This window comes from Sphingopyxis sp. LC81 (genome assembly GCF_000756375.1).
Lineage (GTDB): Bacteria > Pseudomonadota > Alphaproteobacteria > Sphingomonadales > Sphingomonadaceae > Sphingopyxis.
This window is the reverse complement of the sequence record NZ_JNFD01000007.1, coordinates 95,834-109,431: the sequence shown is the minus strand read 5'-3', so window position 1 is coordinate 109,431 and position 13,598 is coordinate 95,834. Positions and strand designations below refer to the sequence as shown.

11 protein-coding genes are annotated in these 13,598 nt (G+C 62.5%); 1 reads left to right on the top strand and 10 read right to left on the bottom strand.

The features are described from left to right. Positions 1-218: 218 nt before the first annotated feature. Genes FG91_RS04555 through FG91_RS04540 form a run of 4 tightly spaced genes read right to left on the bottom strand, consistent with a single transcriptional unit; the run spans position 219 to position 5,464 of the window. Positions 219-971, bottom strand: coding sequence for an amino acid ABC transporter ATP-binding protein (locus FG91_RS04555; RefSeq protein WP_037512525.1), 753 nt, complete (start codon positions 969-971; stop codon positions 219-221). Beyond that, the gene (gene metC, locus FG91_RS04550) at positions 968-2,215 is read right to left on the bottom strand and encodes a cystathionine beta-lyase (RefSeq protein WP_052187307.1); all 1,248 of its coding nucleotides are present in this window, start codon (positions 2,213-2,215) and stop codon (positions 968-970) included. Before metC ends, FG91_RS04555 begins: the two co-directional genes overlap by 4 nt. Then, the gene (locus FG91_RS20840; protein ID WP_235211940.1) at positions 2,205-4,397 is read right to left on the bottom strand and encodes an ABC transporter permease subunit; all 2,193 of its coding nucleotides are present in this window, start codon (positions 4,395-4,397) and stop codon (positions 2,205-2,207) included. The genes metC and FG91_RS20840 overlap by 11 nt, the downstream gene beginning before the upstream one ends. Then, positions 4,394-5,464 (bottom strand): amino acid ABC transporter substrate-binding protein, encoded by a 1,071-nt coding sequence (locus FG91_RS04540; protein WP_037512524.1) that lies wholly within the window; start codon positions 5,462-5,464, stop codon positions 4,394-4,396. The genes FG91_RS20840 and FG91_RS04540 overlap by 4 nt, the downstream gene beginning before the upstream one ends. A gap of 55 nt (positions 5,465-5,519) precedes the next feature. Between FG91_RS04540 and FG91_RS04535 the strand changes: the two genes are divergently transcribed. Then, entirely contained in the window at positions 5,520-6,425 is a 906-nt protein-coding gene (locus FG91_RS04535) for a LysR substrate-binding domain-containing protein (RefSeq protein WP_037512521.1), read from the top strand. 36 nt (positions 6,426-6,461) lie between these two features. Here FG91_RS04535 and FG91_RS04530 read toward each other — a convergent pair whose 3' ends face one another. From FG91_RS04530 to FG91_RS04510, 6 genes are all read right to left on the bottom strand, one after another. Beyond that, positions 6,462-8,933 carry a TonB-dependent receptor plug domain-containing protein gene (locus FG91_RS04530; RefSeq protein WP_037512519.1) on the bottom strand — a complete coding sequence of 824 codons (2,472 nt, stop codon included), beginning with the start codon at positions 8,931-8,933 and terminating at the stop codon, positions 6,462-6,464. A 217-nt stretch (positions 8,934-9,150) separates the two neighbouring features. Beyond that, a complete protein-coding gene (locus FG91_RS21650; RefSeq protein WP_152568000.1) occupies positions 9,151-9,498 on the bottom strand; it encodes a hypothetical protein in 348 nt (115 codons plus the stop codon). 27 nt (positions 9,499-9,525) lie between these two features. Further along, the gene (locus FG91_RS04525; RefSeq protein WP_037512517.1) at positions 9,526-10,050 is read right to left on the bottom strand and encodes a DUF411 domain-containing protein; all 525 of its coding nucleotides are present in this window, start codon (positions 10,048-10,050) and stop codon (positions 9,526-9,528) included. A gap of 1 nt (position 10,051) precedes the next feature. Then, on the bottom strand, positions 10,052-10,441 hold the full coding sequence (locus FG91_RS04520; RefSeq protein WP_235211952.1) for a DUF305 domain-containing protein: 390 nt from the start codon (positions 10,439-10,441) through the stop codon (positions 10,052-10,054). A gap of 92 nt (positions 10,442-10,533) precedes the next feature. After that, positions 10,534-11,745, bottom strand: coding sequence for a copper resistance protein B (locus tag FG91_RS04515; RefSeq protein ID WP_037512515.1), 1,212 nt, complete (start codon positions 11,743-11,745; stop codon positions 10,534-10,536). Continuing rightward, on the bottom strand, positions 11,742-13,583 hold the full coding sequence (locus FG91_RS04510; protein ID WP_037512514.1) for a copper resistance system multicopper oxidase: 1,842 nt from the start codon (positions 13,581-13,583) through the stop codon (positions 11,742-11,744). Before FG91_RS04510 ends, FG91_RS04515 begins: the two co-directional genes overlap by 4 nt. Between the last annotated feature and the right edge of the window lie 15 nt (positions 13,584-13,598).

Here is a 13,598-nt window from a genome sequence, read left to right as displayed (position 1 = left end):
GGAATTTATTGAATCATATCAATTAGTTATCACGAATATTCAGGGCGCATGATACGTATTTAATACGCATCCCGACGCTCTACCCCTCATCGATTTTGAAATTTTTTTGCTGGCCAGAGCCCTGTCACGCATGGAGCCGATTGCCCCCTCGCTCAGCTTGCTCATGAAATGACATGACAAATAGGCCGGCACACCTTGGAGCGACCCGCATGAACCGCTCAATGTGAAAGTATCTGATCGAGAAAGGTGCGTGCGCGCTCGCTTTTCGGCGCGGCGAAAAAATCGGCCGGACTTGCGGCTTCGATGATCTGCCCTTGGTCCATGAAAAGAATGCGATCGGCCGCCTCGCGCGCGAATCCCATTTCGTGCGTCACGCACACCATCGTCCGTCCTTCGCCGGCAAGGGCCGTCATCACATCGAGCACCTCCTTGATCATTTCGGGATCCAGCGCCGAGGTCGGCTCGTCGAAGAGAAGAATCCGGGGTTCCATCGTTAGAGCGCGGGCTATCGCGGCCCGCTGTTGTTGCCCTCCCGAAAGCTGTCCCGGATATTTGCCCGCCTGATCGCCAATCCTTACTTTGTCCAAATAGGATATGGCGCGCGCTTCCGCCTCCCGAAGTGACAAGCCGCCGAGCAGGACGGGCGCGAGGGTGCAATTCTCCAGCACCGTCATGTGCGGGAACAGATTGAACTGTTGAAAGACCATGCCGACGGCGCGGAGCGCCGCGGCGGCCTCCCGCGACGCGCCGGTTATCTTGGCTCCCTCGATCAGTACGGCACCGGAGTCGGGCACCTCGAGCATGTTCATGCAGCGAATGAGCGTCGATTTGCCGGAGCCTGAAGGCCCGCAAATCACGATCCGCTCGCGCGGGGCGATTTCGAGGTCGATCGAGCGGAGCGCGTGATAGGCGCCATAATATTTGTCGACCTGCCGCAAGCTAACGGCCGCGTGGCCCGAGGCGTCGGTCATGACGCCCGCCCCTGACCGCGCAGCGCCCGTACCCGCGCGAAGGCTGCGGCGAGGTCGGCTATCAGATCCTGCGGTGCTTCGAGGCCGGCGTGAATACGGATCAGCGCCCCATCCGCCTCGCCATTGGGAAAATCACGGATCGGGGCGGGCCACGCCGGAACCGCGAGACTTTCGAAACCGCCCCAGCTCGAACCGAGTTGGAATAGTGAGAATTCATTGAAAAAGGCACTGGTTTCCGCCGGGGTAAGACCATCGAGCTGAACACCGAACAATCCGGATGCACCGGTGAAATCCCGCCTCCAGATAGCATGGCCGGGATCGGCGGGATGAGCCGGATAGCGGACCGCAACCACTTCGGGTTGCTCAGCGAACCAGTCGATCAGCATTGCGGCGGTGCGCTGGTGGCGTTCAAGGCGTGCATCGAGCGTCCTGATGCCGCGGTGGACCAGATAGCAATTATCGGGACTCGCACAGTTCCCCCAGCGCGCCGCCGCGTCCTTGAGCTGGCGGTAGACGGCATCGCTGGCGGCCGTCATCGTGCCGAGCAGGCAGTCGGAGTGCCCCGAGAGATATTTGGTTGCCGAGGCAAGCGAGATGTCGACGCCATGGGCCAAGGGCTTGAAGAAAAGCGGTGTCGCCCAGGTGTTATCGAGAGCGGTCAAAATGCCCCGGCTGCGTGCAACCGCTGTGATCGCGGGCACGTCGATCATATCGAATGTCTGCGACCCCGGGGTCTCCATATAGATGAGCCGGGTGTTGCTGCGGCACAGCCCGGCAATCTCCGCCCCGATATCGGGGCGGAAATATTCCACCTCGACCCCGAAGCGCGCGAGCACGTCGGTCAGAAACTTGCGGGTCGGCCCATAGACGCAATCCGCAACGAGCAGATGGTCGCCCCTGGCCACGAAAGCGGTGAGCGCTAGCGCGATCGCACTGGTTCCAGACGAGGTGATGACAGTGGCGCAGCCGCCTTCGAGTTCGCTGACAGCCTCGGCAAGCGCAAAGGTCGTTCGCGTTCCGTAGAGGCCATAGATGACCTCGTCGTAGAGCCCTTGGTGCCGGTCCATATAGGCGTCGACGCTGTCGTAGATAATGGTGGAAGCTCGATCGACGGGCGGATTGATAAGGCCCCGCTGATCGCGCGGGCGGGGACCGCCGTGCACGGCACGCGTCGGATCTTGCCAGGCGGTTCCTTTCGGGCTCGCCGGCTCCTCGGGCCATTTTCCGTCATGACTATCCTGCATAGTTTAGTTTCCGTTCGATCTTCATGCTGAGCCGGGACAGGGAGAAGCAGAGGAAAAAGAAAATTGCCCCGGTGAAAAGATAGGCTTCGGCGAAATAGGGTCGCCATTGCGCCTCGACGTAGGAGAGGCGGGTCGTCTGCAACAAATCGAAGACGCCGACGATGAGGACGAGCGTTGTATTCTTGACCTCGCTGATCGATGTGTTGACCAGCCCGGGCACGCTGACTTTCAGGGCCTGCGGCAACAGAATGTGGCGCCGCGTCTGCCATTTGGTGAGGCCAAGGGCATGGGCCGCCTCGGCCTGTCCGACGGGAATGGCCAGCAGGCCGCCCCGGATGACCTCCGCCATATAGGCGGCAGTGAAGAGAATGAGCGCGATCTGGACGCGTGGCAGGCTGTCGATCGAGAGATAGGAGGGCACGAACAACGGGAACAGGACCGCAGCGAGGAAGAGCACCCCAATCAGGGGTGTTCCGCGAACCAGCTCGATGAAAGCGATGCTCGGCCAGCGAACCCCGCGCCGCATCGACCTGCGGCCGAACGCGAGGAGTATAGCCAATGGAAAAGCGCCGACCACCGCAAGGCTCGCGAGCAGCAATGTGACCGGCAGGCCGCTCCACTTCTCCATCGGGACATAAGGAAGGCCCGCGAACCCTCCTCGTAACAGCAGTACCGCCACGGCGATTGCTCCGAGCCAGACAAGCCCGAGGCGGCTGCGCCAAAATCGGGGAACGAAGGAGAACGCAAGGCACGAAAGCAGCGCGGCCGCCGCTGCGGCGGACCGCCATTGCTCGGCTTCGGGATAGGTGCCAAACAATATGAGCCTCGCATTTTCGCGGAGGAACGGCCAGCAAGCACCGCTGGCCAACCGGCAATCGGCGGCGCCCCCGGCGAAGGTCGCGTCGAATAGCAGCCACGAGAGTCCCCTGCCGACGAAAGCCGCGGTCATAGCGAGGATCGCGATGGTCAATATCGACTGGCGCCATCCCTTGAAGAGATTGCGCCGCATCCACGACGGCCACGCGGCCACCGAGCGCAGCGGAAAGGGTTCGAGGGGCGACGACTGGATGCTGCGGCCGGGCTGCCCGGCAGCGCTCCAGCCCAACCGGCGGGCATAGCGGTCGGTAACGAACGACAAGGACAGCGAGAGCAGGAGAAAGGTCGCGACGATCAGGCCGACGCCTTCGATCGCCTGGCCTGTCTGGCTGATGACGGTGTCGACCACCGAGACAAACTCGGGATAACCGATCGCTACCCCCAGAGAGCTGTTCTTGATCGTGTTGAGATGCCAACTCGTCATCGGCGGTATGGCGATACGCAGTGCCTGCGGAATCACGATCCGTCCCATCGTTTGTGCGGGCGACAGACCGAGTGCTTTGGCGGCTTCGCTCTGCCCTGCGGGAACGGCGAGGATCGCGCCGCGGAATATTTCGGCCAGATAGGCCGAAGCATAGACCGAAAGGCTGGCGACCAGTGTTAGAAACTCGGTTGAGAGCGACAATCCGCCGCTAGTTCCGAAACGCCCCGCCCGCGGCAAATCGATCCCGCCCCACAGCAAGAGCGGCAACAGGGCGATGCCAGCGAAGGCCAGCGTAGTGCGGGTGCGAACGGCTCCTCGCCGCGCGGCACCCAGCAGGATCGCACAGGCGACAATAGCGGTGAGCAGGACCGCCCTTCCCGGATCGGCCAGCGTGAACGCGGGGAGGTGCAATCCCCGATTGTCGAGGTCGAACGCACCTACGGCTCCCGAACCGGGGCCCGGCAGACCGAAAAGCAGCACCGCGTACCAGACGAACATCTGGAGTAGCAGCGGGATGTTGCGAACAAGTTCGATATAAAGGCCAGAGAGCCTCGCAAGCAGCCAATTGGAGGACAAGCGGGCCATGCAGACCGCGAGACCGAGCAATGTCGAGAAGATTATACCGAGCGCCGATATCAGAAGCGTGTTGAGAAGACCCACCGCCAGTGCCGCCGCATAGGAATCGCCCGGCGCGTAGGCGATCAGTGTGTCACCGATCGCGAAGCCCGCCCGGTCGAACAGGAAGTCGAACCCCGTCCGGATATTTCGATCCGCGAGATTGTCCGTCAATGTCGCAAACAGGCCGTAGGCGGCCACAAGACCGCCCGCCAAAAGCAGCCAAGGCACCGCAGCAATGGCAAGCCGCCTCTGTGTATCGGTCATCGCATCGGCAACGGGTAGATCAGCCCGCCGTCCCGATAGAGTTTATTCTGTCCGCGTTCGACGCCGAGCGGCGTAATGTGCCGGTCAAAGATTTCGCCATAATTGCCGGTCGCCTCGATCGCCCGATACGCCCAGCCATCGTCGAGGCCGAGCGACTTGCCGAATCCGGGCAGGCCGCCGAGCATCTTGCGCACTTCGGGGTCGCGCGAGGCCATACGCATGCGCGCTGCATTCGCGCGGGTGACCCCCATTTCCTCGGCGGCGAAGAGCGCGTTCAGCACCCATTTGTTGATCTCATACCATTGCTCGTCGTCGCTGCGCACGACGGGGCCGACCGGCTCCTTGGTAAGCCGTTCGGGCAGCACCACATAATCGTCGGGATGCGCGGTGTCGGCCAGGCGGATCACCGTCAGCGTGAAGGCGTCCGTGGTCATCGCGTCGCACCGCCCGGCAAAGAAGGCGAGCTTGGCTTCCTCGGGATTCTCGAACACGACCGATTGGAAACGCAGCCCCTTGCGCTCAAAATATTCGGCGGTGTTGAGTTCGGAGGTCGTACCCTTGGTGATGCAGATCGATGCTCCGTCGAGATCCGCTGGCAGACGCACGGCCGATCGGCGGGGCACCAGGAAGCTCTGCCCGTCATAGTACATGGTGCCGACGAAATTCACCCCGAGGTCGGTGTCGCGTGTCAGCGTCCATGTCGTCGTCCGCGACAGGACGTCAGCCTCGCCCGTCTGCACGATCGTGAAGCGCTTGTTCGAGGCGACCGGCATGAACCGGACTTTGCGGGCATCGCCAAGGACCGCAGCGGCGAGCGCCCGGCAGTAGTCGACGAAGAACCCCTGCCAGCGTCCGCGCTGGTCGAGATAGGACATGCCGAGCTGCCCCGTATGTATGGCGCAATTGAGTGTTCCGCGCGCGCGAATCCGCGCAAGCGTCGATCCCTTCGCTGCGGCGATTTCATGTCCGCCAGTGCCGGCAGGCTCTCGGTCGCAGCCGCTCAGCAACAGGGCGCCGGCGGCGAGCAGCGCCGGAAGCCAGCGGCGCGGTGCGTGCGACCTATTCATAAATCAGGCTTTCACTGCTAGTGCCATAAGAAATAGCTATAGGGAGCAAAGTCCGATGAACCTGCGTCACCTCGAAGCCTTCAGGGCTGTGATGCTCTCGGGATCGGTCACAAAGGCCGCGCAGTCGCTTAACCTTTCGCAACCCGCGGTGAGCAAGATGCTCGCCGAGCTCGAGCATCAGCTGGGCTTTCAGCTCTTCCTGCGCTCGCGCGGCAGCGCGCTCACCGTGACGCCCGAAGCCGACGCTTTTTTCTACGAAGTCGAGCGGAGCTTCTCGGGTATTGCAGCCCTGAAGCGGGTCGCGGAGGATATCCGCAACATGGCGACCGGCACGCTCCGGATCGCCGCCCTTCCAGCGCTCGCGGTCAGTTTCCTGCCGCGCGTAATTGCGGCCTTTCGGGAGACACATCCCGGCGTCACCGTCCAGTTGCAGACCCGCAGTTCCTCGACAGTGCGCCAATGGATGGCGAACCAGCAGTTCGACATCGGGCTCGCGACCCCGGCGCGCGAATTGCCCGGCATAAGGATGGAGCGCTTCCTGCGCTGCGCCGGCGCCTGCGTTCTCCCGGCCGGCCACCGGCTCGCGGCCAGGGACGTCATCCGGCCGACCGATCTCGAAGGTGAACCCTTCATTTCGCTCGCGCTCGAGGACGGCGTGCGTCACCGTATCGACCGCATTTTCGAGGACGCGGGCGTCCACCGCGAGATGGTCATCGAAACCCAATATGCGATGACCATCTGCGCGCTTGTCATGCAGGGGGTCGGGTGTTCGATTCTCAACCCCGTGACCGCAGCGGACTATGCCGAGCGCGGCCTTACGGTCCGTGATTTCGCGCCGGAGGTCCATTTCGAATATATGCTCTTTACGCCGAAGTTGAGGCCGATGTCCAAAGTCGCTGCGGCCTTTATCGCGTTGCTCGAATCTCACCGCGACGCGATGTTCGGCTCCGACGCCAGTTGAAGACACAAGTCGCCGCACGGCCCTCACGGCCACCGATCAGAAGGACGCGGTCGCGCGGACGTACCAGAATCCCCCGTTGAACCCGGTCGGCGCGAAGCGGAGATAACGGATCCCATTGTTGATTTGGGATTGCCGCGCCTCGACGTCGGGGTAATTATCGAAGACATTCTCGCCGCCGATCGCAAGCTTGAGCATGTCACTGACCTTGTAGGACAGCTCGAGATCGACCAGCAGTTCGGCGCCGCCCGTCTGGTCGGCGGTCGGCACCGCGCCATAGTCGGTCCATTTGCCGTAATAATTTGCACGCGCGACGAAACCGAAGCGCTCTCCTGCATAGGTGAAGGACGCATTGCCCTTCCACTTCGGAACGAAGCCCTCGAGTTCGAGCAGCCGCTCGCGGTCCGCGGTGATCACGGGCGAGGCCTTGATGACATCGGTTTTGGTATAATTGCCGTTGAGGCCGAGTGTGGCCTTGCCGCCGCCGAGGTCGAAGCCCACGGTGAGTACCGCATCGACGCCTTGGGTGCGGCTGTCGAAAGAGTTGGTGAAGAAGCTCACCTGCTGGAAGGAATCCCCACCGGGAATGCCAAGCGCCGCGAGTTGGGCCCGCTGCGCCGGGGTGAGATTGAAATTGCCCGATACGGCGATCCGATCTTCGACCTTGATGTTGAAATAGTCGAGCGTGAAGGTAATGCGATTGGAGGGCTTCACGACGATGCCGCCGGCGAAGTTGAACGAATTCTCAGGCCGAAGCGGCGTCGCGCCGAAGAATTGCGCGACCGGATTGTTGGGCGCGATGATGCCAGCGGTCAGCGGCGCCCCAGTTATCGAGTCGATGTTGGTCTGGACCTGCGAGGCGTTTGACTGGCCCGGTGTCGGCGCGCGAAAGCCGGTGTTGACCGATCCGCGGACTGCGAAGACGTCCGAGAAATCATATCGCCCGTTGATCTTCCATGTGAATTTCGAGCCGAAGTCCGAATAATTTTCGTAGCGGCCAGCAAGGCCGAACTGGAGCGCGTCGGAGAGATTGCCTTCGAGCGATGTATAGGCGGCCCAGTTGCTGCGCGCGAATTCACCCGCCTGGATGGGACTGAAGCCCGGGAAGCCATTCGAGCCGACGGGCAATCCAACGCGGTTGCCGGTATCGGGATCGATGACCGACGCAAAAGGTCCGACCTGCCATGATGCGATGTCGCCGGCCGTGATCTCATATGTCTCGCGCCGATACTCAAGACCGCCGGCAAGCGTCAGCGGATCGGCGGTGCCGACGGCAATCGGGTATGTGAGATCAAGGTTGAAGGCGAGTTCGCGCTGTTCGAGTTGTCCCGGCTTGAACGACGTCGGCGAGGTCAGTCCAAGCGACGGATTGACCGTGTTGTCGATCCGATAGGACGCATGATTCTGACCATAGGAAGCGCTGAGGTCATAGGTCAGGCCCGAAGAGAATTCGCCCTTGAGGCCGGCAGCGAGCGCGGCATCGGTCACCGTCGCGCCGAAATCCGGGGTAAAGCCGCCGGGAAAGAGCTGGCGGAAGCTGAATCGCTGTCCTCCGGGCGTATTGGTGAGCGGAATCGAGGTCGAAATGAAGCTGGCATTGGGGTTGCGGTAGAAAAAGGCCGTCGTGCCCCGGCTCCAGCTATAGTTGCCGAAGGTGTAGAATTCCATCTCGTCCGACAATTCGATGCCTGCGTTGACGAAGATGCGCGCCGCCTCGGATTCGGGATTTCCCCAGCGCTGCGCCGGGACCGGGACATCCTGAACTCCGGCATCGATGAGCGCCTGCGCGTCGGGACGCTGGATACCGCGCGACGTCGTGCTGGCGTTCACATATTCGCCACTGATGTTGACGAAGCCGGCGTCGGTGAAGGGAAGCCCGACATTGCCCTGAACGAGGAAATCCTCACCATCGCCTTTGTAGAATTGACCGTAGCGGGCGATCAGCAATCCGCCCTCGCGATCGCGGCGCAGACCGAAATTGAGAACGCCCGCGATCGCATCCGATCCATAGAGCGCCGACGCGCCGTCACGCAGAACTTCGAGCTGGCCGATCGCAATCGAGGGGATCGCCGAAAGATCCGGTCCCTGCGATCCTCGGATATAGGGAACATTGGTGAACTGGACCGTCGCGCCGCGATGGCGCCGCTTGCCGTTCACGAGCACCAACGTCTGGTCCGGCGGCAGGCCGCGCAGCGAGAAAGGCCGGGTGAAAACGGCGCCGTCGTTGCTGACGAGGCGCTGGACGTTGAGCGACGGGACCTCTGTGCGGAGGAGGTCGTTCATATCGGCCGTGCCCTTCTCAAGCAATTCGGCGCCGGAGATGATGTCGATCGGCTGAGCCGAATCAGCCGCTTTAAGATCGTTCCGCCGCGTGCCCGTCACGACGATGTCGCCCTGGGAGGCACCCGGCTCCGGCGTCTCTTTGGCGTTATCCTGCGCGAAGGCGGCGGTGGCCGCCATGCCTGCCAGGACGGCGACAATCGAGCCACTCGTGCGAAGCAATTTCCTCATGGTCCCCTCCCGTTTGCGAAAGCTCTCGGCTTCGCCACCGAGCTATCTTCGCGGCCTTGGCATGACCAGAAATAATCACGACTCATCGCTATAAACGAGATGGTTATTCCATATGGTTATATCTTTCGCAGCGCAGCATGCCGGGCACGGCGATGCCGCGCACATCGCGCAGTTTGTCCTTGATCGCCCCGGGCGACAGCCGCGTCGGCACATGCCCCTATTTTTTATCCATATCGTGCCCGGCATGAGGGTCGGGTTCGGGTTCGACAGGTTTCGGCGCTTCGGGCACTGCCTTTGTCCGCGGCGGCACAGTAGCCTTCGCGGCAGGTTCTTGCTTGCGGCGGGAATTCTCCGGAGGCACCGCCTTGTCGGTCGGCGCCGCCGGGGCAGATGCGGTGGGCGTCTCATCCGCAACAGGAATGGTCTCGACCATTGCTGGGGGCTCGCCGGCACTAACCTCACCCTGTTCCGGCGCGACGTCGCTCTCCTGCGCAGGCTCGGTGCCGCATCCTGCCAAAGCCAATATCAGCACGGCAGCGCTCGCCAGCGGAATGTATCTCGCCATATCTGTCTCCTCATTCGTGTCGGCAGGTCATGCGCGGAATTCGGAAACCTTGCCGTCGCTGCCGAACGCCATCACTTCGAATGCGTCCACGCTTCCGTCCGGCATTTCCATTCCCGGTGAGCCGCGCGGCATGCCTGGGACCGCGATTCCGCGAATGTTGCGCGGCTTGTCGACAAGGAGCTTCGCGACTTGCCGCATTGGCACATGACCCTCGATTGCATAGCCGCCGATTATTGCCGTGTGGCACGACGCCAATTGGCCAGGCACACCGTATCGCGCCTTCACGGCGGCCATGTCCGAGCGATTCTCAACGATCACATCATAACCCGCCTTGCGTGCGATATCCGCCCAGGCTTCGCAGCAGCCGCATTCGGGATCGCGATAGACGAGCATCTGCCTGACGTTCGCCGTATCGACCCCAGGTTCGTGCGCCGCGCCATTTTTCTCGCCGCCTGCTGGCGGGCTCGAGGCAGAACTGCACGCGGCAAGCGCCGTCACGGATCCAGCCGCGACCAGACCAAGAAGATGGCGGCGCGTCATAGGAATCTTCATGTCATTTCCTCGCGAGAATGGATTTCATCTGTTCGATTTCCGCCGCCTGCCCCGCGATGATACCGCGGCAGAGTTCGCGGACTTCGGCATCCTTGAGAGAAGCCTGTTCACACATGAGGATCGCGCCCGAATGGTGCGGAATCATCGAACGCAGGAAGGCCGTGTCACCGATGGTGGTCTGCGTCCGGATGAACGCGAAGCTCCCAAAGAAAGCAACAGCCGAGCCGAGCAGCAAAAGCGTATTGAATCGCTTCGACGGAAACATGTCCGGCATCGCTACGATCATCAGCACCACCATCGGCGAGACCATCATCAGCGTCATGTAGAGCATGTTCAGATTGTTGTAGAAGCTCGAGAGGCGGTCGATCATGACGAACATCACCAGATACATGATGACGCCGCTGACGATCGTCTGCAGCGCGAGGCTGCGATAGGCTGGTTTCACGGCATTTCTCCTCGACGTGTCGCCACCCCGCGAAACTTCTAGAACCAGGCTCGCACCCCCATGACGAGGCTGACGCCGCTCGCATCCTCGCCCGCGGCGCGAGCGAAACGGGCGGTGTCGCCGACCTTGCGCGCCCATTCGACGCCGACATAAGGAGCGAACTCCTTCACGATTTCGTAACGCAGGCGAAGCCCGAGTTCGAGATCCGAAAGCCCCGAACCGACGCCGGTCTCGGGCACGTCCTGCAGCGCGAAATTGAATTCGGCCAACGGCTGGAGAATCAGCTTCTGGGTGATGCGCTGGTCGTAATAGCCTTCGAGCCGGGCGAGCAGGTCGCCCTTGTTCGACAGGAACAGCGCACCCTCGACCTCGAACCAATAGGGCGCGAGCCCCTCGAAGCCTATCGTCGCATAGGTCCGGTCGGGGCCGGGGCCCAAATCCTGCCTGATACCCGCTTGCGCATTGAAATAGGGTCCGATCGCCCGGCTGTAGAGCGCCTGTATCTCGGCGCCCTCGATGCCTTCGCCGAACACACCCTCGCCCTCACTCTTGAGCGTCAGCCGGTTGATGTCGCCGCCATACCAGGCTTCGCCGTCCCAACGGAAACCGTCGCGTCCTTTTCGAGCCTGATACTCGGCGAGGTTGAAGCTGATGAATGCTATGGTCTGCGCGCCATTCTCCTTCATCATATCATGGCGCGAGTGTTCCATTTCGGCCTTGGGGTAAATGCGGTCGGCATACCAGTCGCCGGGTGGTGCAGGCGCCGTGGCATCGCCCGGCGGCAAGTCGGTGCCGCTGGCGCCCACAGTCGTCGCCATAGTTTCCATTCCGGGCATGGGGTCAGCGGCTGTGTCCTTCGGCGTGCAATGGCCCATTTTGGCATGTTCGGGCGGACAATCGGGATCGGACGGCTGCGGTGCGCGATGATCCATTGTACCCATGTCCGAAGCGCCCTTGTCCAAAGACTCCGGCTCCGGCGTACAATGACCCATTGCGGCATGTTCGGGCAGGCAGCTTGAAGCCTCGGGCTCCATGTCCATGCCCTGCATGCTCCCATGGTCCATCTGCTCCATCGATCCTCCAGCCGGCGCTTCGGTCGCGGGCTGCGCTACGGGCGCTGGCGTTGGCGAGGGTGTGGGTGTCGGCGCGGGTGTCGCACCGTGCATCGAATGATCCATCGACTGCGATGCGGCAGGCACAGCAAAGGTCAGCGGGGCGATGCCGGCGAGGAGGAGCGCGACCCGGGTCATTCGCTGTCTCCCTTCGGACGGACGCTGACAACGCGCATCATCCCGGCGTGCATATGATAGAGAAGATGGCAATGGAACGCCCAGTCGCCGAGCGCGTCGGCGGTGAAATCGAAGCTCGCGGTCCCGCCCGGCTGGACGAGCACCGTATGCTTGCGCGGCGAGCGATCGCCCTTCCCCGTCACCAGCTCGAAGAAATGGCCGTGCAGATGGATCGGGTGGCTCATCATCGAATCGTTGATGAGGTTGATCCGCACGCGCTCGCCCTCGATAAAGGGGATCGGTTCGTGATGGTCGGACATCTTCACCCCGTCGAACGACCACATGAAGCGCTCCATGTTGCCGGTGAGATGGATGTCGAGCGAGCGCGAGGCGGCGCGCACGTCGGGATTGCGTTCGAGCGCCACCAGATCGTGATAGGTCAGAACCTTGTGCCCGACATTCTCGAGACCCTGCCCCGGCTCGCCCATGCGATCCATCGGCATCGGCGAGATCGTCTGGACGCTGGGATCGCGCTTGACCTGTGGGGCGACACTGAAGTCGCGCATGCTGTGCTGCATGCCGCCCGATCCATGATCCATGCCCGCCATCGCATCGCTCTCGCCGGCAGGCGTGCAATGCCCCATCTTGGCATGTTCGGGAGGACAGGAAGGATCGCCAGCAGGCATCGGCATCGCGCCCGCGTCGCCGCCGCCAGAATGGTCCATTCCCGCCATCGAGCCACCCGACATGTCACCCATGCCCATGTCCTTCATCGTCGCGAGCGGCCGTTCGCGTAGCGGCGGCACCTCGGCGACCATCCCGGCGCGCGGCGCGAGCGTCGCGCGCCCCATGCCCGAGCGGTCATTGGCCTCTGCAACGAGCGTATAAGCACGATCCTCGACCGGGGTGACGATGACGTCGTAGGTTTCAGCGACGGCAATCTGGAACTCGTCGATCTCGGTCGGCACGACATTGAGCCCGTCGGCCTGCACGACGGTCATTCGGAGCCCCGGGATGCGGACGTTGAAGATCGTCATTGCCGACGCATTGACGATACGCAGCCGCACGCGCTCACCCGGGCTGAAGAGCGCGGTCCAATTGTCGCGCGGGCCGTGGCCGTTGACGAGGAAGGTGTAGGTCGAGCCGTTGACGTCGGCGACGTCGGTGGGATCCATCCGCATCTTGCCCCAATCGATCCGCTCCTTGAGCGGCTGGTCCTTACCGGCAAGCAGGCCCGACAGTGTCTGGCGCTGCATGTTGAAATGGCCGGGATTGACCTTGAGCTTTCGGAAGATCGCCTCGGGCGACAATTGGCTGTGGTCGGACAGGACGACGACATGCTCCCGATCATAACCGATCGGGTCGGCACCCGCCGGATCGATGACGATCGGCCCGTAATGGCCAAGCTGCTCCTGAAGCCCCGAATGGCTGTGATACCAATAGGTCCCCGACTGAACGACCGGGAATTCGTAGACAAACTTCGAGCGCGGCTTGATGCCGGGAAAGCTGACCCCGGGCACGCCGTCCATCTGGAACGGCAGGATCAGGCCGTGCCAGTGGATCGAACTGTCCTCGTCGAGATCGTTGACGACCGTCAGGCGCGCTGTCTGCCCTTCCTTCAGCCGGACGAGCGGCGCCGGCACGGTGCCGTTGATGCCGATCGCGCGGCTGATCTTGCCGTCAATGCGCATCGTCTGGCGCGCGATGCGCAGCGTGATGTCGTTACCGGATACGGTTGGAAGCGGCGCGGTGATGCCGGACGACACCGGCTGCGCCCAGGCCGGGAACCATGCCGCCATCGCTGCGGCAGCACCCCCGCCCAAAGCTCCACTGACGAACCGACGCCTTTCCATCTGCATATTCTTTCCGACCGT

Bases quoted from the DNA above. Each gene is read 5' to 3' on its own strand.
- FG91_RS04510 (WP_037512514.1), bottom strand. From the start codon at position 13,583: ATGCAGATGGAAAGGCGTCGGTTCGTCAGTGGAGCTTTGGGCGGGGGT.
- FG91_RS04535 (WP_037512521.1), top strand. From the start codon at position 5,520: ATGAACCTGCGTCACCTCGAAGCCTTCAGGGCTGTGATGCTCTCGGGA.
- FG91_RS21650 (WP_152568000.1), bottom strand. From the start codon at position 9,498: ATGGCGAGATACATTCCGCTGGCGAGCGCTGCCGTGCTGATATTGGCT.
- metC (WP_052187307.1), bottom strand. From the start codon at position 2,215: ATGCAGGATAGTCATGACGGAAAATGGCCCGAGGAGCCGGCGAGCCCG.
- FG91_RS04520 (WP_235211952.1), bottom strand. From the start codon at position 10,441: ATGTATCTGGTGATGTTCGTCATGATCGACCGCCTCTCGAGCTTCTAC.
- FG91_RS04530 (WP_037512519.1), bottom strand. From the start codon at position 8,933: ATGAGGAAATTGCTTCGCACGAGTGGCTCGATTGTCGCCGTCCTGGCA.
- FG91_RS04555 (WP_037512525.1), bottom strand. From the start codon at position 971: ATGACCGACGCCTCGGGCCACGCGGCCGTTAGCTTGCGGCAGGTCGAC.
- FG91_RS04515 (WP_037512515.1), bottom strand. From the start codon at position 11,745: ATGACCCGGGTCGCGCTCCTCCTCGCCGGCATCGCCCCGCTGACCTTT.
- FG91_RS04540 (WP_037512524.1), bottom strand. From the start codon at position 5,464: ATGAATAGGTCGCACGCACCGCGCCGCTGGCTTCCGGCGCTGCTCGCC.
- FG91_RS04525 (WP_037512517.1), bottom strand. From the start codon at position 10,050: ATGAAGATTCCTATGACGCGCCGCCATCTTCTTGGTCTGGTCGCGGCT.
- FG91_RS20840 (WP_235211940.1), bottom strand. From the start codon at position 4,397: ATGACCGATACACAGAGGCGGCTTGCCATTGCTGCGGTGCCTTGGCTG.